This window comes from Bacillus sp. FSL R5-0439 (assembly GCF_038008805.1).
GTDB classification, from domain to species: domain Bacteria; phylum Bacillota; class Bacilli; order Bacillales; family Bacillaceae; genus Bacillus; species Bacillus safensis.
Genome location: NZ_JBBOZW010000001.1, coordinates 1,921,722 through 1,947,699, shown reverse-complemented (window position 1 = coordinate 1,947,699; position 25,978 = coordinate 1,921,722). Strand labels below are relative to the sequence as shown.

Annotated in this window: 36 protein-coding genes; 23 read left to right on the top strand and 13 right to left on the bottom strand. The window is 40.5% G+C overall.

Going from position 1 to position 25,978, the window contains the following annotated elements:
- Nucleotides 1-24 precede the first annotated feature (24 nt).
- The 3 genes from NST59_RS09790 to NST59_RS09780 form a co-directional block, all read right to left on the bottom strand.
- Entirely contained in the window at nt 25-693 is a 669-nt protein-coding gene (locus NST59_RS09790; protein WP_144464588.1) for a DUF4397 domain-containing protein, read from the bottom strand.
- Between the two features lie 119 nt (nt 694-812).
- The gene (locus NST59_RS09785; RefSeq protein ID WP_024422721.1) at nt 813-1,073 is read right to left on the bottom strand and encodes a hypothetical protein; all 261 of its coding nucleotides are present in this window, start codon (nt 1,071-1,073) and stop codon (nt 813-815) included.
- A 54-nt stretch (nt 1,074-1,127) separates the two neighbouring features.
- Nucleotides 1,128-1,559, bottom strand: a complete 432-nt coding sequence (locus NST59_RS09780; RefSeq protein ID WP_007500780.1) for a MarR family transcriptional regulator — start codon at nt 1,557-1,559, stop codon at nt 1,128-1,130.
- A 138-nt stretch (nt 1,560-1,697) separates the two neighbouring features.
- Here NST59_RS09780 and msrA point away from each other — a divergent pair, with 138 nt between their 5' ends.
- Together msrA and msrB are read left to right on the top strand one after the other, a co-directional pair.
- A complete protein-coding gene (gene msrA / locus NST59_RS09775) occupies nt 1,698-2,231 on the top strand; it encodes a peptide-methionine (S)-S-oxide reductase MsrA (protein ID WP_341040588.1) in 534 nt (177 codons plus the stop codon).
- A complete protein-coding gene (gene msrB / locus NST59_RS09770) occupies nt 2,231-2,662 on the top strand; it encodes a peptide-methionine (R)-S-oxide reductase MsrB (protein WP_024422719.1) in 432 nt (143 codons plus the stop codon). The genes msrA and msrB overlap by 1 nt, the downstream gene beginning before the upstream one ends.
- A gap of 51 nt (nt 2,663-2,713) precedes the next feature.
- Here msrB and NST59_RS09765 read toward each other — a convergent pair whose 3' ends face one another.
- Nucleotides 2,714-3,742: an SDR family NAD(P)-dependent oxidoreductase gene (locus tag NST59_RS09765; RefSeq protein ID WP_144464554.1), complete on the bottom strand. Its 1,029-nt coding sequence runs from the start codon at nt 3,740-3,742 to the stop codon at nt 2,714-2,716.
- Nucleotides 3,743-3,993: 251 nt separating this feature from the next.
- On the opposite strand from NST59_RS09765, the gene NST59_RS09760 reads away from it, so the two are divergent.
- Nucleotides 3,994-4,716 (top strand): acylneuraminate cytidylyltransferase family protein, encoded by a 723-nt coding sequence (locus tag NST59_RS09760; protein WP_064497486.1) that lies wholly within the window; start codon nt 3,994-3,996, stop codon nt 4,714-4,716.
- A 29-nt stretch (nt 4,717-4,745) separates the two neighbouring features.
- Here the strand turns inward: NST59_RS09760 and NST59_RS09755 are convergent, their stop codons facing one another.
- Nucleotides 4,746-5,708, bottom strand: coding sequence for a CgeB family protein (locus NST59_RS09755; RefSeq protein ID WP_327841702.1), 963 nt, complete (start codon nt 5,706-5,708; stop codon nt 4,746-4,748).
- 15 nt (nt 5,709-5,723) lie between these two features.
- A complete protein-coding gene (locus tag NST59_RS09750) occupies nt 5,724-6,125 on the bottom strand; it encodes a hypothetical protein (protein WP_039179354.1) in 402 nt (133 codons plus the stop codon).
- Between the two features lie 207 nt (nt 6,126-6,332).
- Here NST59_RS09750 and cgeC point away from each other — a divergent pair, with 207 nt between their 5' ends.
- From cgeC to NST59_RS09715, 7 genes are all read left to right on the top strand, one after another.
- The gene (gene cgeC, locus NST59_RS09745) at nt 6,333-6,653 is read left to right on the top strand and encodes a spore maturation protein CgeC (RefSeq protein ID WP_041085753.1); all 321 of its coding nucleotides are present in this window, start codon (nt 6,333-6,335) and stop codon (nt 6,651-6,653) included.
- Nucleotides 6,654-6,670: 17 nt separating this feature from the next.
- Nucleotides 6,671-7,966: a glycosyltransferase family A protein gene (locus tag NST59_RS09740; protein ID WP_327841704.1), complete on the top strand. Its 1,296-nt coding sequence runs from the start codon at nt 6,671-6,673 to the stop codon at nt 7,964-7,966.
- A 145-nt stretch (nt 7,967-8,111) separates the two neighbouring features.
- Nucleotides 8,112-9,488 carry a sigma-54 interaction domain-containing protein gene (locus NST59_RS09735; protein ID WP_327841708.1) on the top strand — a complete coding sequence of 459 codons (1,377 nt, stop codon included), beginning with the start codon at nt 8,112-8,114 and terminating at the stop codon, nt 9,486-9,488.
- 117 nt (nt 9,489-9,605) lie between these two features.
- The gene (ablA, locus tag NST59_RS09730) at nt 9,606-11,006 is read left to right on the top strand and encodes a lysine 2,3-aminomutase (protein ID WP_047203279.1); all 1,401 of its coding nucleotides are present in this window, start codon (nt 9,606-9,608) and stop codon (nt 11,004-11,006) included.
- A gap of 2 nt (nt 11,007-11,008) precedes the next feature.
- Nucleotides 11,009-11,290, top strand: a complete 282-nt coding sequence (locus NST59_RS09725) for a YokU family protein (RefSeq protein ID WP_144490256.1) — start codon at nt 11,009-11,011, stop codon at nt 11,288-11,290.
- 79 nt (nt 11,291-11,369) lie between these two features.
- The gene (locus NST59_RS09720; protein WP_251180399.1) at nt 11,370-11,594 is read left to right on the top strand and encodes a YozE family protein; all 225 of its coding nucleotides are present in this window, start codon (nt 11,370-11,372) and stop codon (nt 11,592-11,594) included.
- A gap of 144 nt (nt 11,595-11,738) precedes the next feature.
- Complete coding sequence (locus NST59_RS09715; RefSeq protein WP_039179337.1) at nt 11,739-12,419, top strand: hypothetical protein; 681 nt, start codon at nt 11,739-11,741, stop codon at nt 12,417-12,419.
- Here the strand turns inward: NST59_RS09715 and NST59_RS09710 are convergent.
- Nucleotides 12,416-12,550, bottom strand: coding sequence for a hypothetical protein (locus NST59_RS09710; RefSeq protein ID WP_255290989.1), 135 nt, complete (start codon nt 12,548-12,550; stop codon nt 12,416-12,418). The genes NST59_RS09715 and NST59_RS09710 overlap by 4 nt on opposite strands.
- Before the next feature lie 119 nt (nt 12,551-12,669).
- Between NST59_RS09710 and NST59_RS09705 the strand changes: the two genes are divergently transcribed.
- The 5 genes from NST59_RS09705 (at nt 12,670) to NST59_RS09685 (ending at nt 15,578) form a co-directional block, all read left to right on the top strand.
- Nucleotides 12,670-12,840 (top strand): YozD family protein, encoded by a 171-nt coding sequence (locus NST59_RS09705; RefSeq protein WP_077233667.1) that lies wholly within the window; start codon nt 12,670-12,672, stop codon nt 12,838-12,840.
- Nucleotides 12,841-12,890: 50 nt separating this feature from the next.
- Nucleotides 12,891-13,499 carry a phosphatase PAP2 family protein gene (locus NST59_RS09700; RefSeq protein WP_341040587.1) on the top strand — a complete coding sequence of 203 codons (609 nt, stop codon included), beginning with the start codon at nt 12,891-12,893 and terminating at the stop codon, nt 13,497-13,499.
- Between the two features lie 54 nt (nt 13,500-13,553).
- Nucleotides 13,554-13,871, top strand: coding sequence for a hypothetical protein (locus NST59_RS09695; protein ID WP_107163458.1), 318 nt, complete (start codon nt 13,554-13,556; stop codon nt 13,869-13,871).
- A 112-nt stretch (nt 13,872-13,983) separates the two neighbouring features.
- The gene (gene deoD, locus NST59_RS09690) at nt 13,984-14,679 is read left to right on the top strand and encodes a purine-nucleoside phosphorylase (RefSeq protein WP_012010274.1); all 696 of its coding nucleotides are present in this window, start codon (nt 13,984-13,986) and stop codon (nt 14,677-14,679) included.
- A 68-nt stretch (nt 14,680-14,747) separates the two neighbouring features.
- Nucleotides 14,748-15,578 (top strand): M15 family metallopeptidase, encoded by an 831-nt coding sequence (locus NST59_RS09685; RefSeq protein WP_039179330.1) that lies wholly within the window; start codon nt 14,748-14,750, stop codon nt 15,576-15,578.
- A gap of 50 nt (nt 15,579-15,628) precedes the next feature.
- On the opposite strand, the gene NST59_RS09680 is transcribed toward NST59_RS09685, so the two are convergent.
- On the bottom strand, nt 15,629-15,880 hold the full coding sequence (locus NST59_RS09680) for a hypothetical protein (RefSeq protein WP_024422704.1): 252 nt from the start codon (nt 15,878-15,880) through the stop codon (nt 15,629-15,631).
- Nucleotides 15,881-15,972: 92 nt separating this feature from the next.
- Nucleotides 15,973-16,671, bottom strand: coding sequence for a class I SAM-dependent methyltransferase (locus tag NST59_RS09675; protein ID WP_039179329.1), 699 nt, complete (start codon nt 16,669-16,671; stop codon nt 15,973-15,975).
- A 150-nt stretch (nt 16,672-16,821) separates the two neighbouring features.
- On the opposite strand from NST59_RS09675, the gene NST59_RS09670 reads away from it, so the two are divergent.
- On the top strand, nt 16,822-18,207 hold the full coding sequence (locus NST59_RS09670) for a S41 family peptidase (protein WP_039179325.1): 1,386 nt from the start codon (nt 16,822-16,824) through the stop codon (nt 18,205-18,207).
- A 356-nt stretch (nt 18,208-18,563) separates the two neighbouring features.
- The gene (locus NST59_RS09665; RefSeq protein ID WP_341040586.1) at nt 18,564-19,478 is read left to right on the top strand and encodes a class I SAM-dependent methyltransferase; all 915 of its coding nucleotides are present in this window, start codon (nt 18,564-18,566) and stop codon (nt 19,476-19,478) included.
- A 95-nt stretch (nt 19,479-19,573) separates the two neighbouring features.
- Here NST59_RS09665 and NST59_RS09660 read toward each other — a convergent pair whose 3' ends face one another.
- The 3 genes from NST59_RS09660 to NST59_RS09650 form a co-directional block, all read right to left on the bottom strand.
- Entirely contained in the window at nt 19,574-21,061 is a 1,488-nt protein-coding gene (locus NST59_RS09660) for a sodium:solute symporter family protein (protein ID WP_039179321.1), read from the bottom strand.
- Complete coding sequence (locus NST59_RS09655; protein WP_024422700.1) at nt 21,061-21,264, bottom strand: DUF3311 domain-containing protein; 204 nt, start codon at nt 21,262-21,264, stop codon at nt 21,061-21,063. The genes NST59_RS09660 and NST59_RS09655 overlap by 1 nt, the downstream gene beginning before the upstream one ends.
- 237 nt (nt 21,265-21,501) lie before the next feature.
- On the bottom strand, nt 21,502-22,119 hold the full coding sequence (locus NST59_RS09650) for a nitroreductase family protein (RefSeq protein ID WP_058838910.1): 618 nt from the start codon (nt 22,117-22,119) through the stop codon (nt 21,502-21,504).
- Between the two features lie 138 nt (nt 22,120-22,257).
- Between NST59_RS09650 and NST59_RS09645 the strand changes: the two genes are divergently transcribed.
- Both NST59_RS09645 and NST59_RS09640 read left to right on the top strand, forming a co-directional pair.
- Nucleotides 22,258-22,590 (top strand): winged helix-turn-helix transcriptional regulator, encoded by a 333-nt coding sequence (locus NST59_RS09645; protein WP_041085725.1) that lies wholly within the window; start codon nt 22,258-22,260, stop codon nt 22,588-22,590.
- Nucleotides 22,591-22,665: 75 nt separating this feature from the next.
- Nucleotides 22,666-22,884: a hypothetical protein gene (locus NST59_RS09640; RefSeq protein WP_024422697.1), complete on the top strand. Its 219-nt coding sequence runs from the start codon at nt 22,666-22,668 to the stop codon at nt 22,882-22,884.
- Nucleotides 22,885-22,924: 40 nt separating this feature from the next.
- Here the strand turns inward: NST59_RS09640 and NST59_RS09635 are convergent, their stop codons facing one another.
- A complete protein-coding gene (locus NST59_RS09635) occupies nt 22,925-23,398 on the bottom strand; it encodes a spore gernimation protein GerT (protein ID WP_106025055.1) in 474 nt (157 codons plus the stop codon).
- 86 nt (nt 23,399-23,484) lie between these two features.
- Here NST59_RS09635 and rarD point away from each other — a divergent pair, with 86 nt between their 5' ends.
- The 4 genes from rarD (at nt 23,485) to bshB2 (ending at nt 25,787) form a co-directional block, all read left to right on the top strand.
- Nucleotides 23,485-24,396, top strand: coding sequence for an EamA family transporter RarD (gene rarD / locus NST59_RS09630; protein ID WP_039179314.1), 912 nt, complete (start codon nt 23,485-23,487; stop codon nt 24,394-24,396).
- Nucleotides 24,397-24,474: 78 nt separating this feature from the next.
- Nucleotides 24,475-24,756: a hypothetical protein gene (locus NST59_RS09625; RefSeq protein WP_106025056.1), complete on the top strand. Its 282-nt coding sequence runs from the start codon at nt 24,475-24,477 to the stop codon at nt 24,754-24,756.
- A complete protein-coding gene (locus NST59_RS09620) occupies nt 24,753-25,103 on the top strand; it encodes a YojF family protein (RefSeq protein ID WP_008359999.1) in 351 nt (116 codons plus the stop codon). Before NST59_RS09625 ends, NST59_RS09620 begins: the two co-directional genes overlap by 4 nt.
- 18 nt (nt 25,104-25,121) lie before the next feature.
- On the top strand, nt 25,122-25,787 hold the full coding sequence (bshB2, locus tag NST59_RS09615; protein ID WP_039179311.1) for a bacillithiol biosynthesis deacetylase BshB2: 666 nt from the start codon (nt 25,122-25,124) through the stop codon (nt 25,785-25,787).
- Nucleotides 25,788-25,978: the final 191 nt, after the last annotated feature.

The window sequence follows — 25,978 nt, the reverse complement described above, 5'->3', positions numbered from 1 at the left end:
TTTTCCATTGGGAAAGGCTCTTTTTTATATTTGCCGAGACAAGACGACCTTCGCCATAAGTTCTGGCTCTCCGTTAGCAAATCCATGAAGCAGAATCAGGTATGCGCGCTTTGCTTGCAAATGAACTTTGGGGATATCAAGCAGTACACTTTGAGTGCCGGCGGCTTTCAATTCAAAATGATATTTATTCGGGGAGAAATGATGAATGTGGGTACTATTTACATAATCAAGCTCCTTCGATATGATCCCTTGGTCTCGTTCATATATATCTATGGAAGGAAGGTCTGGAGACAGCTGTACAAATGTAAGTGCTGACAGGTTTTCTTCTTGTTCGATCAAAGTAGTCTGCTGCTCAGTCAGCAGTGCAAAGCCTGCACGAGCACCTGTGATACAGAGTGTATAGACCTCGCCGCTCTTAAATTGAATGCGAGAATGAAGAATTTTTTCATTTGTAGCCAGTTTGAACACTTCTATTTCATACATTCCCTCATCCCACTCCATATAAGCGGTCAAATGACTGTAAGGTATTGTTTTCATCAGCTGCTTCCGGTTCACATAAACAGCGAGCTCACTGAGATCTGGTGCAGCGTGAAATAATCGAATAAAGGCTTTTGATGAAGGGCTGCTTTGAAGAAGCTTATAGGCGGCAGTGAATGGCCGAAAAGGAAAGTCATGATAAAAGAGCTGCTGCATGTCATCAATCCCTTCTTTCTCATACAATGGTGTTTTTTGTAGCGTATGCATGAAAAAGACGATCTGTATAGGCAAAAGAAGCAAAGAAAAAAGCCTGACGTATTCCGTCAGGCCGGCATTTAAGAAGGAGAAGAATATTGATGATATTCAGCTAGTTTAATGAACGTTTTTTCATCCTCAATTAAACCGCAAACGCCGCACTGGACTTTCATTTGAGGACCTTGATAGCTCAAGTGAAAAGGAGACAGCTGCTCTCCTTCGTATCTTTCAACAACTGCTCCTGTCGCTGGATCTAGCTTGACAGGTTCTGAAAGCTGCTCAATGAGATTAAAGCGCGTTCTGTTTGTTTTACAGTTTGGACAAAGATAAGGGCTTGTCATGGTTCATTCCACCTCTTTTTATCCGTAGCATGTCCTAAGCGCTAAAATCTATGCTTAATCCTTTTGACTTTTATCCAGCTTTTTAAATAATTTGATCATCGTTTTGAGTTCTTCGTCATCAAATGACTCAAATCGCTCCATAAAGTATTCTGTTTTCTTTTTCTCAAAATGCTCAGTAATTTCCTTACCCTTATCGGTTAAGTGGATTTTGATAATGCGGCGGTCCTCTTTTGAACGGATACGGGTGATCCAGCCTTTTTCTACGAGTGTGTCAGTCACAGCGGTTATATGACTTGCTGACACTCCAAGAATGGAAGCGAATTCCGTTACTTTTTTTGCACCTTGCTCACGGAGCAGATTTAAAATAAGAAATTCATTCCGAGATAATTCGTTTTCGAGCAGGCTGTTAATTTCATAACGGATCTGCTTAAATACGGTTCTCAGTAAAGTGTCCATTTCGTACATCATTTGTTTTCTTTGTTCCAATCATTAAACCCCCATTATATTTTAAAGATACGACAGAATGCTTTCTTTTATTTTAGGTATACAAGTCGTATCATTTTCATTATTTTTTATCATGTTATAATATGATGATACCATTTTTTAAATGAAGGGGGCACTAATATGTCTGAAAAACAAGAATTAGCCACATTTGCAGGAGGCTGCTTCTGGTGTATGGTTAAACCTTTTGATGAACAGCCGGGCATTATCAAAGTTGAATCAGGGTATACTGGCGGACATACAGTGAATCCGACCTATGAGGAAGTATGTACAAATACAACGGGACATAGAGAGGCGGTTCAAATTACGTTTGATCCTGACGTGTTCCCGTATGAGAAGTTGCTAGAACTGTATTGGCAGCAAATAGACCCAACGGACGATGGCGGGCAATTTGGTGATAGAGGAGAATCTTACCGTACTGGTATTTATGTTCATCATGACGAGCAGCGAAAGCTAGCGGAAGCATCGAAAGAGCAGCTGAGCCAAAGCGGCATTTTCAAAAAGCCAATCGTGACAGAAATTTTAGATGCAGGTCCTTTTTATCCAGCAGAGGAATATCATCAGCATTATTATAAGAAAAACAAAATGCACTACGAACGATATCATGTCGGTTCGGGCAGAGCAGGTTTTATTGAGTCACATTGGAGTGGTAAATAATGGCAAACGAAAAAGAAAAGCGTATAAAAGAATTAAACCGAATGCAGTATGAAGTCACGCAAAATAATGGCACAGAGCCGCCATTTCAAAATGAATTTTGGGATCATAAAGAAGAAGGTATTTATGTGGATATCATTTCAGGAAAGCCGCTGTTTTCTTCTTTAGATAAGTTTGATGCCCACTGCGGCTGGCCAAGTTTTACAAAACCGCTTGAAGAGGAAGAAGTAGCAGAGAAGGTTGATACGAGCCATGGAATGGTGCGGACAGAGGTTCGCAGCAAAACAGCTGATTCTCATCTTGGCCATGTTTTTCCTGATGGACCAGGGCCAAACGGTCTTCGGTATTGTATTAACTCAGCCGCTTTGAAGTTTATCCCAAAGGATGATCTTGAAAAAGAAGGTTACGGGGATTTGAAACATCTATTTGATTGATCTATTTAAAAATCGTCACATGGAAAGCATTTGCTTCCGTGTGACGATTTTTTATTTTTTATGATGTGTATGATGTAATTGTTCGATGATGGTGAACAGCTTTTCTTTTGTAATGAGCGGTGCTTCTTTTGATGTGTAATTCGTTAAATCGACTTTTTGAAAGGCAGGGTGCAAATGTGGTCTCGGTAAAATGGCATAAAATTGTTCATGTTCAAAGAGTGCATCTGCTTCGTGCGGGAATGTGAGCTCCTCGTGAAGCTTTTCGCCAGGTCTTTTTCCGACAACGAGAATATCCGGAGATTTAGCATTGATTTGGGCGGCATATTCATGAAATGCTTTTAAGAGATCGGCAAGCTGTAAGGACTCCATCTTGAGAATGAAGGTTTCGCCGCCTTTCATCATGATTGCTGCTTGAAGTGTGAGGGAAACAGCTTCTTCAATGGACATAAAAAAACGTGTCATATGAGGATCAGTCACGGTCAAAGGTTTTTCATTTAATAGCTGCTGGAGCATGATCGGAATGACGGAACCTCTAGATCCAAGCACATTGCCAAAGCGTACAGAGCAAAACTTGGTTTTTTGATTCGGAATACTTTCGTTTGCTTGGAAAAATAGTTTTTCTGAAATCAATTTTGTTGCACCCATGGCATTAGTCGGAGAAACTGCTTTGTCAGTTGAAATGTTGACAACATGACTCACTTCATGTTCGAGGGCGGCTTCAATGACGTGCTGCCCGCCGATGATATTCGTTTGAACGGCTTCGAACGGATTATCTTCACAAGTGGGTACTTGTTTTAAGGCCGCTGCATGAAAAATGATATCGACACCTTTGACGAGCTGTCTCACGCGGCTTGCATCCCGGACATCTCCTAAAGCGAATACGACCTCTGGATGATCTGTGTACTCATTTTTCATCATGTATTGTTTGCTGTCATCTTTACTGAAGACGATTACCTTTTTTGGAGAGCAGCTTGTTAATTTATTCACGATTTGCCGGCCGATGGATCCTGTTCCGCCTGTAACTAATATCGTTTTGTCACGAAAAAAGGTCTTCAAAGTCGTTTCTATCTGATTGGACATATCTAATCCCCCAACTCTCATTTCTCTACTTTGCATCATATGTGAAAGAGCGGCATCCGTTTGAGGAAAAGAACCACTTCATGTATAAATTAGGTGAACAAATTATAACCATCTGCTTACCGTCTTAATAGAATATGGAGAGATAAGAGATTAACTAGAAAAACGAGAGACCTGAATACTTCAGTACTGCGATCAGCTCGGTCAGAGAAGAAAATGGTAAGGGAGCTGTGCGCGAGGGGAGAAGAGAAGACATGTATAGGGGAAATCGTATTTTAGCCATGATACCTGCATTTAGAAGTACCGACGGCCAGCATGATGAACATATACGCATATTGGCAGAGCGGCCGCTTATCTATTGGACCATTCAGCCGCTTTTGCAAATGATTGAGTTAGATGAAGTCATCGTCTCCTCAGAGGATGTCAATACGCAAATCATTTCATCTCACTACGGAGCAAATGTGATTGAACTGCCAAGTACACATGTAACAGAACAAACGCCGTCGCTGTTAGCTGTGAAGCATGCGCTTGCTTATTTAGAGCGGGAGGGGAAAACCTTTGATATTGTGCTATTTCTGCAGCCATCGTCTCCTCTAAGACAGCCGGCAGATATCGAGAAGTGCTTGCAGCTTTTAGTGGAGGGGGGATATGACTGCACCGCATCTTTTACAGAGGCGTTAGAAAACCCAAATGAAACTTGGACACTGCATGAAAACAATGAAGCTACTTTATATAAGGACAATCATTACTTTTTCATGCCAAAACATGAGCAGCCATATACGTATGGCCGGCTAAATGGTGCGGTATATGCTTTTCATGCTCATTATGTCAAAGAATGCATTCATTCCTTTTTAGAAGGATCTGTCGGAGCATATATGATGGATCACACGCGGTCGCTTGTGGTGAAACAGGAGGCGGACCGGAAAAAGGCAGAGCACGTCTTATTGGCTCGCCGAGATGCAGAAGATCATGCATAAGCTGACCTTCAACAAGAAAAAGCGCCCAGTTATAGGGCGCTTTTTACGATTTCATAAAGCCTTTGCGGCATCGTATCAAATGTATTCCAGCGAACGGCTTGCTCGTAGTTGTTCAGTGCGGCCGCCTTTCTTTCACCTGCATTTGACCCATAGTAATCCACCTGTTTGATCAAATCGTCCTCATCTTTGTAAAAAGCAAAGCTTGAAAAAGTAGGCGGCGGATGTAGATCCGTCAATTGAAAACTTCCAGTTGCAGCAATGTCAAATGCTCTGTTATTGAGGCTCATATTTTGAATCATGGCTTTATTTCTGTTATATACAAATTGAGACGGCCTATGCGGATTCAGGACAATCGCTGTCTGCTGATAGATGTCCGCCATTTGCTGAGGACTCAGCCAATTCGTTATAAGGGTGAAATCACGATAATGTCTGCGTGATTTATTTAAGTGACGGTGCCATTCCTTACCTGCAACGAGAATACGCCATTTGTTTTGCTTTAAGAGTGTATCGATGGCCTTAATGCGGTTGGGATAAGGGTAGCCAATGAGTGCAATGTCAAACGTGCACATCTCATCTGGCGATTCATTTTTCTGAAAAACACGTGTATTTGTCGGAATGGGAAAGTAGTGTGTATTTTCGGCGCCTAATTGTTTGTAAAATGGCAAAATCCCTTCATCAATCGTTAAGATAAGCTGAGCATCACGTGCGCAAGCAGCTGATACATCTGCATAAAAGGGATCTTCTGTCATCCACAGAACGATCGGGATTTTTTCTTGTTTGAATTGATGAAGTACATCTTTCGGAACATGATCACCGATCATCATCAAAACAAAATCCGGAGAAAATGTCCGGATTTTGTGCATGTTAGTGGGTAGAGATTCTCTATCAATCTTTACACATGAAAAGGGGGAATCAATGAAGCTTTCTTCTACCCATTGATCAAACATGTGATAGATTCCGCCGTAGCCAGAACTGATATAAAGAAGCTTCATGATGACCCTCTCACATTAAGATGTGAATGTAACACTTTCAACTTTATCTACATCTAAAAGAGTCGTTGCTGAGCCGGTAGGTGTGACAGAGCTTTCTTGTGTAACAAATACAACACCTGTTGAAGCATCGAATGATACAAATTGAACTGGCCCAATTAAATCTCCTGAGTCAGTGACAATACTAATGACTGTTCCTGGTGCGAGTCTTGCAAAGATCCATCTTGCTGGCTGAGATACATCGAGTGTTGTAGCAGAATCTGAAGGTGATGCCTCAGCTGCCACTTCACTTAATAAATCGTTCAATTTCTCTTCCACTTGAACTCCTCCTTCTTCGAGATTAGCTGTTAATGCATGAGTAATGGGTTTGAAAAACACTTTCAATAGTTCTTTTTTTAATTCAGCACGCTTTTCGCTCATTTTTTCCCCATCCTTTCTTCATCAATTCAAACTCACCCCTATGTATATGCCGTTCATTTTTTTTGGCATAAGCAGAACGCTGATTCCTGATTCTTTTTTTCAATTAATCACTTCACACATTTTTAAAAATGTTTTCAAATGCTGAGGCTAAATGAAGTGGCGCTCATACTCTAGTAAAGATTAAATGTGAAGAGAGAGGGATTATGAATGGAATTTGAACAATTATTAGATGGTTGGAACGAAGAATTACTAGAGTCGGAAGGAGTGCTTGAAGTCATCTTGATTTTACTTCTTCTTCGCCTTTTAGAAGAAAGTGAGGAAGAGAATGTGTCAGACATCAAAGAATTACTTCGTCCATGGCTTGAGCTTGGCATTCCAGTGCCGCGTGTTCATTTGGTCAATGGAGATGTACTTCAAAACGTGGTTGTCGTGCAATTGTTTGATACGGTCGCGGTCTTTAAAAACGCGACAAATCAGCTAAGAGTGAGTGTTCCTTTTGTGAACATTGTCAGCTGGGGGGCATTTTAAACTAATCAAAAAGGATAATGATCATGAAAGTATCGGTGATTTTAACAAGCTACAATAAACCAGATTTCATTGATCGTGTGTTAAAGAGTATGGTAGAACAAACGTATCCGCATTGGGAGCTTTTGATTATGGATGATGGCTCAGAACAGGGCACCATTCAAAAGATCCAGCCCTATTTGAGTGATGGACGCATTCAGCTGTATTCGCACACGGTTCATCCGGCAAAACGGCTGTTAACCGCACGATATGCGACGCTTATTAATGAAGCATTAACCCGTATAACAGGTGAGCTCATTTGTTATTTAACCGATGATACCGTGTACCATAAAGATCGTTTGCTTAAAATGGTGGATGTTTTTCGGTTGAAGCCTCATATAGATATTGTGTATTCCTCGCAGCGGGTTGTGCATGTGAATCAGCATTTAGTGGAAACGATGAGTTTTGTTCGAGAAGCAAATCAAATCCTAGAGCATGCGTCCTTTCAAGTGGACCATTGTTCGGTCATGCACAGAAGCCGCTTGCTTCCACTGATTCATGAAAAATACGGACAATATTGGGATGATGAGCCAAAGCACTGGCATCATGCAGATTCTGTTTTTTGGATGAGGCTGAATCATTTCGCTTCGTTTTTTCCATTAAAAGCTGTACTGGATACAACGTATAAAACGCCCCATTCCTTTCATCATCAGTTTTCGAGTATGCCGTATGATTTAATTGACGGAACGATCATTGAAAAAGAAGGGGATTATTATCAAATCGCAGACGGGAAACTTCATGGAATTGAAAAGCGCTGGATCAATGAAAAGAACAGGCGTGCGATCCGTGTTCCGCTATTATGTGAGATGAAATATGAAATAAAAGAGAAGCTGGCAATACCCAATTATACAGTTGTCACCGCAGATCAGGGGAAAACGTTCTTTTATATTGAAAAACAGAAAAAAAGAAGGTTTGCTTCAAAACGTGACGTGCAATATTTTCAGTTTCACCCAAAGGAGATCTATACGATTTCAAATGACCAGCTTCAGTCATTTGAGGATGGCGATATCATCAAAGTTTCTCCTGTATTCAGTCCGCCAAACAGGCGGCTGTTTAAATGGAAACAAGATGTTTATTTACTTGTGCATCATGCCTTTTGCCGAATTGATCCTGAGGTGGTGAAGCGGTTTGCTTTTTATCATCAGCCGATTAAGCTGTACCCGTCCCAATTTACGTTATTTCAGGAAGGAAAGCCGATTGTTCCGCTGTATAGGGAATCGCTGCAAGAATTCGATATGTCTCTTTATCAGACATCCGGGCGAAAGCACTCCTCATAAGAGGGGTGCTTTTTAAAATTTTTGCAGGAAGTAGAAAGGAAAAAGCGAAACATGAAAAAGACAGGGAACCATTTAAAAATGATCAAGCCGCTGAAAACTCGGCAATTGATGCCGGTTTTTTGGCACTGAAAGTGAGGGGGAAAGAATGGGGAAAGTTGTCGAAAGAGCAGATTGGTTTGAATTAATTTTAGAAGCCATCGATGAAGCCATTCACGTTGTAGATGATCAAGGGATGACGATTTTTTACAATCATAATGCCGCTAAGTTTGACTGTTTACAAAAAGAAGAGGTGATTGGCAAGTACATCCTTGATGTGTATCCCTCTTTAACTGAAAAAACAAGTACGCTTATGCATGTGTTGAGAACAGGAAAGCCCATTTATCATTCGCTGCAAACCTATTTGAATAAAAACGGAGAAAGAATTGAAACAGTGAACACGACATTGCCTATTATTGAAGATAACGAGTTAATAGGTGCGGTCGAAGTCGCAAAAGATGTATCCAAGCTGTCAGCCCTTTCCAATCGTTTAGATCAAAAAAAGCGAACATATGACGTGGATGGGGTAGAACAAATGCATGATTTTGCTTCATTTTTAACAAATGATCCGCTTTTAAAAGAAACGCTTGAAAGGGCAAAAAAAGCAGCTGCTTATCCATCATCAGTTGTTGTCTACGGAGAAACTGGGACAGGAAAAGAAGTGCTTGTTCAAGCCATTGTCCATGAATCTGACCGAAAAAACCAAGTGTTTATTCCGCAAAACTGCGCAGCGCTCCCAGAAACATTACTTGAAAGTCTATTGTTTGGATCTGTCAAAGGGAGCTATACGGGTGCAATTGATCGCAAGGGACTTTTCGAATTGGCTGATGGGGGCACGCTTTTTCTTGATGAGCTGCAAGCGATGCCGCTCACGCTTCAGACGAAATTATTACGTGTGTTAGAGGATGGCGTTGTCCGCCGCATCGGTGATGCAAAGTCCATTCAAGTGGATGTTCGGCTCATTACTGCGCTCAATATGGACCCATTCGAAGCAGTGAAAAAGCAAATTTTAAGAGAAGATTTATTTTATAGACTGCATGTGTCATCTTTTCATATTCCGCCGCTTCGTGAGAGAAAGCAAGATATCACGCTGCTATCCCGCCACTTCATTCAAACCTATCATCAGCAGTTTTCAAAAAAAGTCACACGCCTTTCTGAAGAAACGGAACGATTGTTTATGGCGCACCACTGGCCTGGGAATGTTAGAGAATTAAAACATACGATAGAGCATGCCGTGTTGATGATGCCAAAGGAAGCGGAAGAGATCACCCCTCTATACCTTCCGGCTCATTTACGTGAGCAAAAACTGGAAAGGGAAACATCTGAATCCTCCTTAAAAAATCAAGTGTCTTCATTTGAACAAACATTGATTCAAGAAGCTTTACATCAGCATAATGGGAATATTAAAAAAACCGCCGCCGCCTTAAAAATCCCTCGACAAACGCTGCAATATAAACTGAAGAAATATGCAGATGCCGAAATCTAGGCACAGCATCCAATTGAATATGACGGGTAAAGCTCCTTTTGTAAAGAATAGGGGCATTTTCCCATGTTGGCACATAACTTGCATAGTATAAAGTGAATGCTGATAGGGGGAATGGATATGAATCAGAAATTGTATGAACCGGCGCGTCACTGGAAGGACATTGAGCTTTGGAAGGATGTACCTGAGGAAAAGTGGAACGACTGGATTTGGCAGCTGACGCATACCGTGAAAACGCTTGAGGATTTAGAAAAAATCGTAAACTTAACAGAAGAGGAACGAGAAGGGGTGAAGATTTCCACCAAAACCATTCCACTCAACATTACACCCTACTATGCCTCACTGATGAATCCAGACGATCCAAGATGTCCAATACGTATGCAATCTGTGCCAATTGCAGAAGAGCTTCATAAAACAAAATATGATCTGGAAGACCCGCTGCATGAAGATGAGGACTCACCTGTCCCGGGGCTCACACACAGGTATCCAGATCGCGTGCTGTTTCTTGTGACAAATCAGTGCTCGATGTACTGCCGCTATTGTACGAGAAGACGTTTTTCCGGTCAGATTGGTATGGGTGTGCCGAAAAAGCAGTTAGATGCTGCCATTGGATATATTAGAGAAACACCTGAGGTGCGGGACGTGTTAATTTCTGGCGGAGATGGGCTGTTAATCAATGATCAAGTGCTTGAATACATTTTGAAAAACTTACGTGACATTCCGCACGTTGAGATCATTCGGATTGGAACCCGCGCGCCGGTTGTCTTTCCGCAGCGTATAACAGATGAGCTGTGCGAGATATTGAAAAAATATCACCCAGTTTGGCTGAATACTCACTTCAACACAAGTATTGAAATTACAAAAGAAGCAAAAGAAGCGTGCGAACGTCTTGTGAATGCCGGTGTCCCTGTAGGGAATCAGGCCGTCATCCTTGCAGGTATTAACGACAGTGTGCCGATTATGAAGAAGCTGATGCACGACCTTGTGAAGATTCGGGTCAGACCATATTATATTTATCAATGTGATTTATCTGAGGGCATTGGTCACTTTAGAACGCCGGTATCAAAAGGGCTTGAAATCATTGAAGGCTTAAGAGGACATACGAGTGGTTATGCAGTGCCAAGCTTTGTTGTAGATGCGCCAGGAGGCGGAGGGAAAATTGCCTTACAGCCAAATTATTTATTATCGCAAAGCCCTGATAAAGTCGTCCTTCGTAACTTTGAAGGTGTCATCACCTCTTATCCAGAACCAGAGCATTACGTCGCAGGCCAGGCAGATGCGTATTTCAATGAAATTTATGAAGAAAAACAAGAACCAGCAATTGGTATTACCGCGCTATTTGAGGATGAAGCAAGATCGTTTACGCCTGAGAATTTAAATCGGATGAAACGTAGAGAAGCATATGAGACAAATCCTGAGCATGACACACTTAAAAACAAACGTGAAAAACGGGATGAATTAAAAGAGAAGAAATATCAAGCTCAGCTCAAAAAAGAACAAACCGTGAAGGAGGAGAAATAGCCTTGCTGACATGTGATTGGTGTGAGGAAAACAAAGCAAATGCTAAGCAGACAACAGTCTATTGGGAACTGATCACGGGCACACAATCAATTGAAATCATCAATACGCCGTCTATCTCCTGCACGCACTGCGGTATGACCTATCAAAAGGATGAGACGGTCAAAGAGATTGAAGATCAATTAATTTTAGTGGACCAGACAAAACTTCCAGAAAAAATCTCCTATGAAGAATTAATGAGCATGGAGCGGTTATTAAAGCGAAATTACTTTGACTTTTCTTCATAAGTTGTACCTCCGCCTATACAAGTCATCAAATTGCTGTATAATATAACAACAAAATAGAGTGTCGCGGAGGGAAAAACAGGTGAAGTCGTTTTACCATTATTTAATGAAGTTCAGACATCCAAAACCGAAAGATGAAATCAGCCATTTTGCAAATGCTGCGTATGAGGATCACAGCTTTCCTAAAGCTTCCACAGATTATCATGAGCTGTGTGCTTATTTAGAATTAAATGGTGATTATCTAAACTCAATGACAACATTTGACGAAGCGTTTGAGCAATACGAAGTAGAAGTCAAAAAAAAATAACACACAACCGCTTGTTCCATATGGGAGAAGCGGTTTTTTTATAAGAAATAAAATGGCGTTTTGCATGGTGTGGTTGCCCATGCAGAATTCCTTGCGCCGGCATACGATACGTTAAGACCAAAAGTCGGGCAAGGGGGAGACAGAATGAAGGCGAAAGCACCAAAATATCAAGTAGGGGATATTGTCGTCGTTGTCATGTACGGCACAGTCGGAACGATTACAAAAGTCCATCAAATTGACCAGCACTATTTATATGAGGTCAATCATAATGAGGTGCTTTATTTTGAAACATCACTTCAGCTTTACGATGAGTATAGCGGGGTGATTGTCGATACAGAAAAGCTGGACATTGAATATGAGTTCCTCATTGGCGATGTTGTATATGTAAAAGATTACGGAAAAGAGCTATTTAAAATCATCGGTCATCGGACCGAAATTTGGCGCTACCTTGAAGATGGCTGGGAGGATGTCATTTACGAACTTACGAGGCTGAAAGACGGAGAGTGGCTGGAAACAGAAGAGGAAGATTTAACGCTTGTCCTAAGGAAATATGAGATGGATCAGTTTGTTCATCAGCTTCTTTTTGTGCATTACGTCGGAGAAACCTCAAAAGAGTTAGAAGAAGATATGGTTCAAACGGCTCTATTGCAGCTAGAAGAGAAACAAGAAAGCGAAGCTTCACTTGAATTTCTCGCTGTATCTATAGTGGATGAGCTTCTTGATATTTATAACGATTATAAAATTCTCTACGAATTTTTCAAAGATCCAGAATATAAGGATATGATGGATTTTATTTTGGAAAGTTTACACGAACATTTTGGTTAAAGAAAGACTTGTCCTAACACGAATAAAAAATAAGGCACACAGAAAAACGCAATCACATAAAACCATCCCCTCAAGATACGGCCCATCACCTGATCAAATGTTTCTCCATCTAATATGCTTAACCATTTCATTCTTTCAAGCCCCTTTTCTTTTTGTTTACTGCATTTATATGTATGGAATGAGCCATTATGACAAACTGTAATAAAAAACAGCTGGCGTTCATACATCATAAAAAAGGAGGCGGAATGCAATGAAAGAAGCAGATTTGGTGATTGATACAGAGGAAATTGCGGAGTTCTTCTACATGGAGCTGATCAAAAGAGGGTACATACCTGCTGAGCTTGAAACATTTGAGCTGGCTGACATTACATTTGAATATTTGCTGAAAAAAGCAATGATAGTTGAAGAAGAGGCGTGGTAGGCACTATACTTTGAAGAGATTCTGAAGAGAGAGGGAGGGGAATCCTTCGCGTGTACATCCTATTTCTTTTCATTTTATTTGGCGCCATTGCTGCGCTCATGGTATCTGGGGCTTTTCAAGATTTGGACAACCAGATCATCTTATGGTTTGAAAGCATCAGACTCCCTTTTTTAAATGATGTCATGCTGGCTTTGACGGACTTTGGCATCAGTGCGCTGCTCGTTCCAATTATGCTCATTTTTAGTGTGGTATTGTTTATGTATAAGCGCTACTACTCTATCATGATGCTTTTTCTATTATATCTCACAGAAAAAACAATCAATCATGAATTAAAGGGGCTTTTTGCTAGGGAGCGTCCGGCCTTTGATCACCTTGTAGGTGAAACGTATTACAGCTTTCCGAGTGGACATTCGATGAATGCAGCCACCATCTATCCTTTTATGGCTTATCTATTAGTGAAGATGATTCCATGGCTGAAAGAACGACAGAAAATTGTCTATTTGCTCACAGGACTGGGCGTCCTAGTCATTGGCATCAGCCGGATGTATATTGGCGTGCATTATTTGACAGATGTCGCTGGAGGCTTTGCGATAGGACTCGCTTTATTTCTCATTTGTAAAAAGATTGACGAAAGATTGCCTGTCATTCGACAAAAATAGAAGAAGGAAATTGACAGATCCCAGCCAATTTTATATAAAAGGGGAGGGATTTGAATGCAATTGACGTTGAGATTTTTTCAAAAGAAACCTTCAGCATTTCACTTAACCATTTATCAAACACCTGAATATGGCGCTGCAAGTGGGCATCAGCCTGTGTACCGGACAAAGATTGGCGGCAGAACACACCTTGATGTACTGGAGAAAGCATTCTCGACATTTAATGTACAAGATACAGTCCCTAATGATTACAATGCGCGGTTTATCACAACTGGCGATATTGTTGTGATTGATGATAGGAAAAAGGGGAAGTGCTATTATCAGCTCTCTCCGGCAGGATGGAAACGCAGTGAACGACTAATGACGATAGGCTAAATAGATGATAAATGATGCCAGCTTGAGATCCAGCTGGTATTTTCTTTTTTAAGCTCTATCGTTTATAATAAATAGGATAAAATACATAGTAAACGTAAGTGGAGGCTAAAAAATGAGTGTACATATTGGAGCAGAAAAAGGACAAATTGCAGAAACGGTATTGCTGCCAGGCGATCCGCTTCGTGCGAAATATATTGCAGATACATATTTAGAAGATGTTGAGTGCTATAACGAAGTGCGCGGAATGTATGGCTATACTGGAACCTATAAAGGAAAACGTGTTTCTGTACAGGGCACTGGGATGGGTGTACCATCTATTTCGATTTATGTGAATGAACTCATTCAAAGCTATGATGTTCAAAACTTAATCCGCGTTGGATCTTGCGGAGCTATCAAAAGGGATGTCAATGTACGTGACGTCATTTTAGCGCAGACATCATCAACAGATTCACAAATGAACCGTGTGGCATTTGGGCCGATTGATTATGCGCCATGCGCCGATTTTGGCCTGCTTAAGAAAGCATATGACACAGCGGAAGCAAAAAATGTCGCTGTACGTGTCGGAAATGTATTTACAGCAGACCAATTTTATAATGAAAAACCACTTGAGCTCATGGCTCAATATGGTATCCTAGCGATCGAAATGGAGACAACCGCTCTTTATTCTCTTGCAGCAAAATTTGATCGAAAAGCGTTATCCATTTTGACAGTGAGTGATCATGTTCTAACAGGAGAAGAAACAACGGCTGAAGAGCGTCAAACAACGTTTGATGAAATGATCTTAATTGCGCTAGACTCCGTTTTATAATAGTATAAAGGGTGTGCTACTATGTAGCGCATCTTTATTTTTTTAGAAGAGCAAAAGGAAGGTATGTCATGAAGAAAAGCTACAAAATACTCTCAATCGCATCGATTCTTGGTTTGACAGCCGCACTATCAGGCTGCCAGTTGCTGGATCAAAAAAGCGGTACATCTGAATCAAACAAAACAAACGAACAAAAAAACGCAGCAAGTTCATCTCCCCAGCACAACTCAAACGATACGGCAGATTCATCGAATCAAGAGCTGACGTTAAAGAGTGAATATTTCAATGACATCAAGGTTGTGAGCGGTCTGAAAACCATTCAAAATCCTGAAAATGTGCTAGCACTTGTTAACAAAGAATATGCATTACCAGGAACCTATAAACCTTCTGATCTCGTTGTGCCAAAAGTAGAATTCTCTTTTTCGGAAGATATTGAAAAGCGATATATTCGCAAAGAAGCAGCGGAAGCGCTTGAGAAGTTATTCAAAGGTGCAAAAAAGGAAAACTTCGAGCTTGCTGCAGTATCTGGCTATCGCTCCTATGACCGTCAAAAAGTCATTTTTGATAGTGAGGTCAAATTAAAAGGCAAAGAAAAAGCACAAGAAGCAGTCGCTTTACCAGGCGAAAGTGAACATCAAACAGGTCTTGCCATGGACATTTCCTCAAAAAGTGCCGGCTTTGAGATCTCTGAAAAGTTTGGTGAAACACCAGATGGCAAATGGGTGGCTAAAAACGCCTATAAATATGGTTTTATCATCCGCTATCCAAAAGGAAAAGAAGACATTACGAAATACGAATATGAGCCGTGGCATTTGCGCTATGTGGGAAAAGAAGCCGCTAAAGCGATGCATGATCACGATTTAACATTTGAAGAATACATGAACAAAGTAAAGAAAATCTAAACAAGTAAAAGGCCTCCCAGCTATTCGGGAGGCCTTCTCTTATTCTTCTTTTAAAAAAAGAACAATCCTGCTAGTGCGAAGCCGGTAATGAACCCGAGGCCGATGCCATACGCTGCACCCCAGCCATAATATCCGCCCCAATAGCCAAAGCCAAAGCCCCCGCGAGACCCGCCGACTGGACGAATATAAACTTTGCGGTTTGTCACACGCTCAATGCGTCCGACATGTACTCTGCCATTACGATCAGTGATTCTAGCGACTTTCCCCATGTGCTGCTGACAAAGCTTGTAGTAGCGCTCCATGTTTTTCCTCCTTATGACAAACTCTTTTCACTCTTATCCTATGCGAGAGACCTCATAGAGTTTGGACAAAACATATAGGGGATTCGCTCATTTTATACAGTGCATTCAAATAGAATGTGACTTAGCTGCTTGCGGTGTGCTTGAATGAGATCGTAGTGTGTTTGCAGCGTCTCGTAAAGAGAAGGCGGTATGTGTTCAGATAATTCCATTTCTGTTGGTTCCTCCTGCACCATATGTTCATCGAATGAGAGAATCTGAATGTCACGGAAGCCTGCTGCTGTTAACTGCTCCTTCCATTCTTCAAGCGACAAGAGCGAGTGAAAGCCGTAAAAATCTCGAACAACGGCCATCTCTTCACGTGTAAGAGGGGCTTTTAACACAGCTTCATTTGCAATCAATTGACTGCCAGGAGCAAGGACCCGTTTGATCTCAGCAAGTGCGACAGGCAGCTTGGTAAAGCTTAAAACAGATTCACTGATGAGTAGAGAGAACGCTTGATCTGGAAAGGGCAGCTGCTCAATGGATGCCTCTAAGGCGCGGGTTGGCAGTTCTTCCCGCTTGAATCGCAGGTTCGCCTTTTCAATCATCAATGGATGCGTATCAATGGCCTCCACCTGATAACCTATATTTCCTAAGTAGGCGGCCGTCTGTCCTGTACCGCATCCGGCATCCAGTATACGTGCATGAGGCGGCAGTTTTATATGCTCAATCATCGTTTTTGTTAACTCAATTCCGCCAGGATGGGCACCTGATACGCCAAAATAGGCAAGCATTTCTACATAATCACTCATATCATCCCTTCTTTCCTTATCCTGTTCCTCTCTAAAGATTATGCAATAAAGGAGCAAATGGCTTATCTTTTCATGTAGAAGTTGATCCTTTGGTTGACGGATGAAGCATCGTCCTTGATAATAATGAAAGGAGATAAAGGTGGTGTTTTTTTGAAAAAACAAATGAAGTTCGTGGTAGCCATTCTGGTGACTGCTGCACTGTCCTCTGCGATTACATTTGTGATCACAAAACAAGGTGCTGTCAGCGTCTCTGGAGACGAGAAGTTTAGTAAACTCATGGCTGCGTATACGAAGGTAAAGGATGAGTATTACGAAAAAACGGATGATCAAAAACTAGTAGATGGTGCGATCCAAGGAATGATTGCATCACTTGATGATCCATACTCTACATATATGGATCAGGAGGAAGCCGAAGGATTTAACAACACCATTTCTTCATCATTTGAAGGAATTGGTGCACAAGTAGAAGAGAAGGATGGACAAATTTTAATTGTCGCGCCGATTAAAGGCTCTCCTGCTGAAAAAGCTGGTTTGAAACCTCATGATCATATTTTAAAAGTGGATGGAAAAAGCACCAAAGGCATGTCGGTCAATAAAGCAGTCTCTCTCATCAGAGGACAAAAAGGAACGGATGTCCAGCTGCATCTCAACCGTCAAGGAGTGGGCAATGTAGATGTGACCATCACAAGAGACACGATTCCGCTTGAAACAGTGTATGCCAAACTCACAAAAGACAAAATAGGAGAAATCCAGATTACGTCATTTGCTGAAACTACATCGAAAGAGCTGGATAAAGCGATTGATGACCTCGAGAAAAAAGGGGCAAAAGGTTTTGTCATTGACCTAAGAGATAATCCAGGCGGCATTATGACAGAAGCTATTGAAATGAGCAATGACTTTATCGATAAAGGGAAAGTCATTATGCAGGTTGAAGAAAAAGGGAAGAAACAAGTGTACAAGGCTGAAAAAGAACGCAAAGTCCATCAGCCGGCAGTTGTTCTTGTAAATGGCGGCTCAGCCAGCGCTGCTGAAATCATGGCGGCGGCTCTGCACCAATCTTCAGGCATTCAAATTGTGGGTGAAAAGACGTTCGGCAAAGGAACTGTTCAAAATGCGCAAAACTATAATGACGGTTCTAGTGTCAAGTTAACCATTGCAAAATGGCTGACTCCAGACGGTTCTTGGATTCACAAAAAAGGAATCGAACCACAGGTCAAAGCAGCTCTTCCAAGTTATGCAAAGCTGCCGTACTTAAGCCCGAAAAAATCGTATGAGCTAAATGACAATGGAGATGAAGTCAAAGCGGCTCAAAAAATGTTCCAAGCGCTCGGCTACAAAGCAAAAGCAAACGGTGAATACGATCAAGCATTCCAGTCTATCGTCAAAAGCTTCCAAACAGACAACGATTTAAAGGCAGACGGTATTCTGACAGGAGATACAACGACCGTTCTGATGACAAAGATCCAAGATAAGTTAAAGAACAACGATACACAAATGAAAAAAGCCATTGAAGTCTTGAAAAAAGAAATGAAATAAAGAAAAAGCAGTCCTCATCAGGGGACTGCTTTAAGATTGTAGAAAAACCCCACCTTTATTTTAAGTGAAGTGGGGTTTTTTGATAAAAACATATAGAGTTTTAAGCTGAACACGGGTCTTTCCATGTCTAGTTTGCTTCCTTTTAAAATTCATGGCAATGAAAGTAAGTATACTTTCTTTTTTGATCCATGTAACGCTGTTAGGTGTTACTATTTGTATGGAAAAAGACTGTTTTAAACTTGACAAAAAAATGTGATTATGCTATAATTTACTTTCTTATTTTTAGAATATATAATAGGATTCTTCTGGCCAGGAGAATCCTATTTTTTTGTTCTAAAATAAAGGAGTGTGTTTGTATGAAGAAAGATGAGTCCAGTGTCACTTCGTTAATATCAGCTTTTGCTAGATCCTATCATAGTCAATTTGATACGCCTAAAATCTTTAATGATTATATAGCTAAAGAATTAATTTCTGAAAAAGAATTCAATGACATCAAAGAAAATATGGTTCAAGGCATACATTTCTTCAACAAAGATATCGCACAAAAATTCGAAGGAAATACAGAAGAAATATTAAAATGGATTACACAAGTCCAGCTGTCTCCAATAACCTTATCACGTGCTGCGTATTGCGAAAAAGTATTGCTTCATGAGGTAGCGTTAGGATTAAGACAATATGTCATACTTGGCGCTGGATTAGATACTTTTAGCTTCCGACATTCAGAATTGGAAAACAGCTTAGAAATATTTGAAATTGATCATCCTACTACACAGGAATTTAAAAAGCAAAGATTGGACGAGGCTAACTTAAAAATCCCAAGTAATCTTCATTTTGTTTCTATGGACTTCACCAAAAATTTGTCCTATCAAAACCTAATAGGTCAAGGATTTGATAACAAAAAGACGCTCTTTAGTCTTCTAGGGGTTTCTTACTATTTAACGAAAGAGGAAGTTTCAAGCTTAATAGATTATTTATTCACCAAGGTTCCATCAGGAAGTTCAATCGTTTTTGATTATGCAGATGAAAAACTATTCGAAGAAAAAGGAACCTCTAATAGAGTTGAAAATATGGTGAAAATGGCTTCAATAGGCGGAGAACCGATGAAATCATGTTTTTCGTACTTTGAAATCGAAAAGGTGTTAGAGAAATCAGATTTACTCATTTATGAACATTTATCACCTGAAAAAATTAATAAACTGTATTTTAACAATAGAGAAGATTACCTATCAGCTTTTGAGACCATTCATTACATTCATGCCGTAAAAAAATAAAACTCCAGCATGTACATTGGAAATGTGTTATACAAAAAATCTTGTAGATTTTGTCTACAAGATGAAAGCAGTCCTCATCAGGGGACTGCTTTTTCTTATCTTGTGATCGCTTCTGTTTTTTCATCATCCTTTTCAAATAGTTCATTCATGACAGAATTGGATGTGACCTTCTTTTGGAAGAATGGATTTAAAATCAAGATGACTACGACGTTTGCTAGTAAACCAAGAAAACCTTCATAAAGACCAAACGTGACTTGTGAGATATTCGCTGTAAAGGTGACGATGATTCCAATGACTAACCCAGCAATCGTTGCTTCTCTCGATTGTTTTTTCCAGAATAAGCTGATGGCAATAGCTGGGAAGATTTGGACCATTCCTGAAACACCAATGAGCTGAAGTGTGACAAGTGCAGTTGGGAATAGCATTCCGAATAAAAGAGCGAGCCCGATAACGATAAACACCATCGAACGTGTAATGATGGTCAATCTTTTAGGTGACACATTCGGATGAATTAAGTCACGGTATAAATTATTGGCAAATAAATTCGATGCACCAATAGCCATGATGGAGCATGGAATGAGGGAAGCCAGTGCAATCGTTGAATAAGCGAGCCCCTGCATTACGCCGCCATATGATGTTTGAATTAAATGAAGAAGAGCAAATCTTGGATTTGTATCTTCTGGTAAGACTAAAAAGGCAATAAATCCAAGGAAGATGACCAAAATCAATACAATATTATAAAGAGGCAAAAACATGCTGTTTTTACGGATGGCATCTGCGCTTTTGGCTGTAAAAACCCCAGTTGCCGCGTGTGCCCACATAAACAAAGCGAGGGCAGAAACGCCTGAAGCAGTAATGAACCATAAAATGCCCTTAGGACCGCCTTCAGGGATCGTGAGAAGCTGAGGTGCTTCTTTGGCTAACGTGTTCATCATCGGTGTCCAGCCGTTAAAATGAATAATTGGCAGTGAAACCACCATAAACAGCATGATCACCCAAACGAGAATATCCTTAATAATGGCTGTATATGTAGGACCTTTAATACCACTGAAAAATGTATAAAGTGCGACTAAAATAAATGAAATGATAACAACTGCATTGACATTAATATAATTCGTTCCAGCGACAGTTAATGTATCTTGAATCCCGCTCAACTGAAGACAAATATAAGGAATCAGCATAAGTACCCCAACAATCGCAATCAAACTAGATAACAGCTTGCTGTCAAACCGCTCACGTGCATAATCGGCAAGTGTTGTAAGGTTGTGACTTTTCGCTACCGTCCATAGTTTCGGTAAAAAGAAATAAGCAATAAAATAAGCTAGGACTGAATACGGAATAGCGAAAAAAGCGACGCTTCCAGCTGTATAAGCTGTACTTGTAAGCCCTAAAAAGGTATAAGCTGTATATAAGTCTGCGCCAACGAGAAACCAGACAAGCAGTCCGCCAAATTTTCTCCCGCCGACAGACCATTCTTCTACTGACTGTCTTGATGATTTGTCACGACCAGCGGCAAAACCGATGACCACGACGATGAAAATAATACTTGCAGTAATCAATAAAGCTGTTAAATTTCCTTGCATTAGTCAGTTCCTCCATTTGAATGTTGCATCTTATAAATGATAAATGTGCAAATTGGTGTGAGTACAATCCATAGTAAGAGCCAGAAGTGGAAAAAGGGCAGGCCGATGACAAATGGATGAATGCGGTTCGCAAATGGCAGCAATGCGAGTTGTCCAATGAATGGAATCGCGATAAGTAGTGCCAGCATCAATTTTTTGTTCATGATTTCCTCCTGAATATTTTGTAATTTCATAATAATAGCAGTTGTCAGATTAGATCACAAGACCATTTTCAGAAAAAACAATCATTTTGGGGAATATCATACTAATATAACGCTTTCATTCTTAAAAAGGAGAAAGAGTGAAGATGTAAAGAGGGAGAAGGGGAAAGAAAGTATGTAAAAATAATATTTGAAGCAAATAAAAAAGCCCCAGCATAAAAGCTGAGACCTTGCCAATTTTTAAAGGAAATCAGATACTTCTTCGATGTCGAAACGATTGCTTTTATGAGCTTCTTTTGCTGCTTTACCAACAGAAATCAGCATCACTGGGTCGTAGCGGCCGCTGACATTGAATTCCTTGATGTATGCTTCTTTACTGAAGCCACCCATTGCACACGTATCATAGCCCATTGCTTTTGCCGCAATCATTAATTGCATAGCAGCTAATGAAGCATTTGAATACGCTGCTTCTCGTGCATATTGCTCACTTTGATATGCGCCATTGATTTGAGTCATCAATGTTTCTTTAATGTCTTCAGTAATAAAGCCTTGTTCAGCCAGCTCACTGTAGATTTTTTCGCCATTTTGGTTAGCTTCAAGGTCACCTAGAACTGCAATAACAGCTGATGCTTGTGATATTTGCTTTTGGTTGTACGCGATTGGAAGTAACTTCGCTTTTGCTTCAGCACTATGGAAAACAGTGAAGTGCCAATGTTGAAGGTTCCAAGCAGATGGTGCTTTTGTTGTGATTTCAAGAAGCTCTGTTAATTCTTCTTTTGTCATTTCATGAGTAGTATCATACTCTTTTACTGAAGCTCTTTGTTTTAAGATGTCAATCGTTTTTTGATCGGTCGCCATATGGATATTTCCTCCCGTTTTTGCAAATAGTATGGTACAATAACTAAAAAGTGAGAAACTTACTTATTGTAACTAGAGATATTTTAAATTGTACACCGTTAGTTTGTCAAACAATCATGAAAAGAAAGGCTGAAATTTATGGAATTCCAATTATGTCCACACATTCAGCAAGCTTTTTTACTCCTAGGCAAAAGGTGGAATGGGCTTATTATACATGTATTGCTTGATGGTCCAAAGCGTTTTAAAGACCTCACAGACACGATTCCATCTATCAGTCAAAAAATGCTTGCAGAGCGTTTAAAAGAGCTCGAGCAAGAAGGAATTATAGAGCGGACTGTCCTGCCTGAGACGCCTGTCAAAGTCATTTACAGCTTAACTGAAAAAGGGAATGCGTTACATGATGTGTTTCATGAGGTATCTCGGTGGGCAGGGGAGTATACAGACACTCACGACAAAAAGGAGCAAGCCTAGTTTCAGGTTTGCCCAAACATTTTGACTCTTGATGAATATGCTGATGTTAGGCACATGACAAAGGAGGAGAAATGCATGTACCCTCATACTCCGTATTTTCGAGGCGGCGCCCCTGGCATTCCGCCATATGAATCCAGAGTCCCTTTGTTTTTTGGTTTTGGCGCTCCTTTGGTCGGCGGACTGCTTGGCGGATTTCTAGGAAGTGCGATTTTTAATTATCCCCGTCCATATTACCCCCCGCCACCACCGCCTGCTCCACCACCTTATGGCGGCGGATATCCACCATATTATTAAGAAAAAAGAGTAAGCCTGCTTCCATTCCAAAGCAGGCTTTTTATAATGGAATATCAATTTCAGAAATTCCTGGATCATCATGCTTTAAAAACATAATTTCCAATATACCGTCTTGATACGACGCCTTCGTTCCTTTTCGCTTCACAGCAGCAGGGAGGACGACTTTTTTCTGCGCCCCTTCTTCAGGAAAATGATCAATAAACAGCAGATTGGCTGTATGTTTGATTTTGACTTTTTCTGTGTTCGGACGAGCAAGTTCAATTTTGACAAACACATGATCAGTCGTCTCGAACACTTCGACTTCTGGCTCTTTTTCTTTTTGAACGTCAGTTTCTCTCGTTTTTTGTTTTTGAGATAGGGGGTCCTGAAATGGGAACTGAGCAGGATAATTGGAGCCGAATACACTTTCCATGACTTGATTGACATACTGCTCAACGTCTTTAGGATCTGAATTCTTTAAGGCTTCTTTTGAGAACTGCTTTTGAAAAGGGAATAATCGGTTCCAGTCGAACATGCGAATCATCCTTTCTAAATGCCCTGAATTAGTATATGCCCATTCGCCAGCGTGCGTGCTATAATATACGTTAGATTTAGAAAGGGATGGTTACATTGAACGAACAGCATTCAAAAGGTGTTCTCTACACGGCAGCATCTTTTACACTCTGGGGTTTATTCCCGTTATATTGGAAGCTGATGGAGCATATTTCGTCAGGCGAAATTTTAGCGCACAGAATTGTATGGTCATTTGTGTTTATGTGCGGTATTCTTTTGTATTTAAAACAAGTCCGCCCAGCGATGCAGACAGTAAAGGGTCTCATACTGGATGGTAAAGCATTTTTTTCATTACTTTTATCTGCTATTTTAATTTCGGTCAACTGGTATGTATATATTTGGGCAGTCAATCATGGTCTTATGCTAGAAGCAAGTTTAGGGTACTATATTAATCCGCTTGTATCCGTTCTATTAGGGATTATTTTCTTAAAAGAACGACTTAATAAATTACAAACCATTGCCATCCTCATTGCTGCATTTGGGGTGATCCTTTCAACAGTTCAATACGGGTCATTTCCTGTCGTTGCTTTCTTATTAGCCTTTAGCTTCGGTTTTTATGGTCTGATTAAAAAAAGGATGAGCTTCACGAGCGCGATTGGTTTGACGATTGAAACGCTGCTTCTCGCACCGGCTGCACTAGTGTACTTATTATTTTTCTTAAAAGAACCTGTTGTGACTATGAATCCTAACAGCTTCGGGTCGCTCGGTCTCTTATTTTTTGCAGGTGTTTTTACAGCCGTGCCGCTTCTTTTATTCTCAGAAGGCGCAAAAAGAATTCCTCTTTATCAAGTGGGCATTTTGCAATACATTGCACCGACAATTACGCTGTTTTTAGGGCTGTTTGTCTATCACGAACACTTATCCGCAGCTAAAATTGTGACGTTTCTTTGTATTTGGGTGGCGATTTTACTGTTTACCACCTCTCAATTACGCATGAAAAAAACAGCGAATTCTCATTAAGCCAAACGAGCAGTTTGCTTTTTTTTGCAGGCGGATCATGTCATAATAAGTTGTTACCAAAACTGTAGAGGTGATCATATGTCGTCAGCTCATGAGCTTGCAGCCGCCTATCAATCTTTATGGAAAAATCGTCAGCTTGATGTTGATGATATGTTTTCTTTACACGAGGCCATATGTGATGATTTACTTGATGCACGAACTCATCCGAGGGCGAGGAAATCATTACACCAAAAGTATGTGCTTGCTGTGGAGAGAATTTTAGAAAGTGAGCTTAAGCATGATCATCAGCTGCAGCTGATCAGCTTACATACAAAAAAGCTGCGAGAATTAATTCAAAATGAAGGAAGGAACCACTCATGAAACCAATTCAAACGGAAGATGTCACAGCACATCTTGAATCGTTTTTAAATCGTCCAGTCTTCGTTCATCTTGAAACGACAACTGGTTCTTATTCAGCTCATGTAAACGAACAAAATATGACGGTTGTGGCATATATCCGCAACGCGAAAGTCGTCTATTCACAGGCGAAAATAAAAGGACAAGGTCCATACCGTGTTGGAATGAAAACAGAAGATGGCTGGATTTACGCAGAAGGATTAACCGATTATGTGTTTGATGACCAAGGCCGCCTGCTTTTAGCTGGGCACTTGCCAGACGGGAAACTAGCGATCTCATTACAAATTAGTGAAACACCATTTCAGGTGTAGAAGAAAGGGTGACGAGTCATGAACGAACATGTACTAGTGATGCTGCCTCACCCCGATGATGAATCCTTTGGGGTTGCAGGTCTCATTGCACAAAGCAGAAAACGCGGAATTCCCGTCACATATGCATGTGGGACACTTGGGGAAATGGGCAGAAATATGGGAAGCCCAACATATGCTAACCGTGAAACACTTCCGGAATTAAGAAAACAGGAATTAATCAATGCCTGCAAAGAAATGGATATCACAGACTTACGTATGCTTGGCTTGCGTGATAAAACATTGGAATTTGAAGACGACGAGTATTTGGCAGATGTGATGGAATCCATCATTGATGAAGTCAAACCGACACTCATTGTGACGTTTTATCCAGGACACGGTGTACACCCTGATCATGATGCGACAGGCGAAGCTGTCATTCGTGCTCTATACCGCAAGAAAAAAGAAGACCGCCCTGTCACATACTGCATGGCCATTACGAAAAATAGAGAAGAAGTGCTTGGAAATGCGGATATTGTCATTGACATTACAGATGTTGCAGATATCAAATTAAATGCACTGAGAGCGCATAGAACGCAAACAGAAGGCATGCTGAGAGAACTGGAACAAAAATTGAAAAACAAAGAACCAGTCGTCCAAAAATGGTTTGATGAAGAAATTTTCTGGACGTACCAATGGAATGATTAAATAAGAAAGAGGCTGTCGATATGTTTTGACAGCCTCTTTCTCTTTTTTGATCTAAACAGCTATCATTGAAACAAATTCTTTATTAGAAATATATTTCTCATCCATTTTATGTATTGACTGAAGATATTCGATATGGTAAATTTCACCTATTGAAAAGCGAATTTTGTTATAAAATTTGCTATTATTTCTAT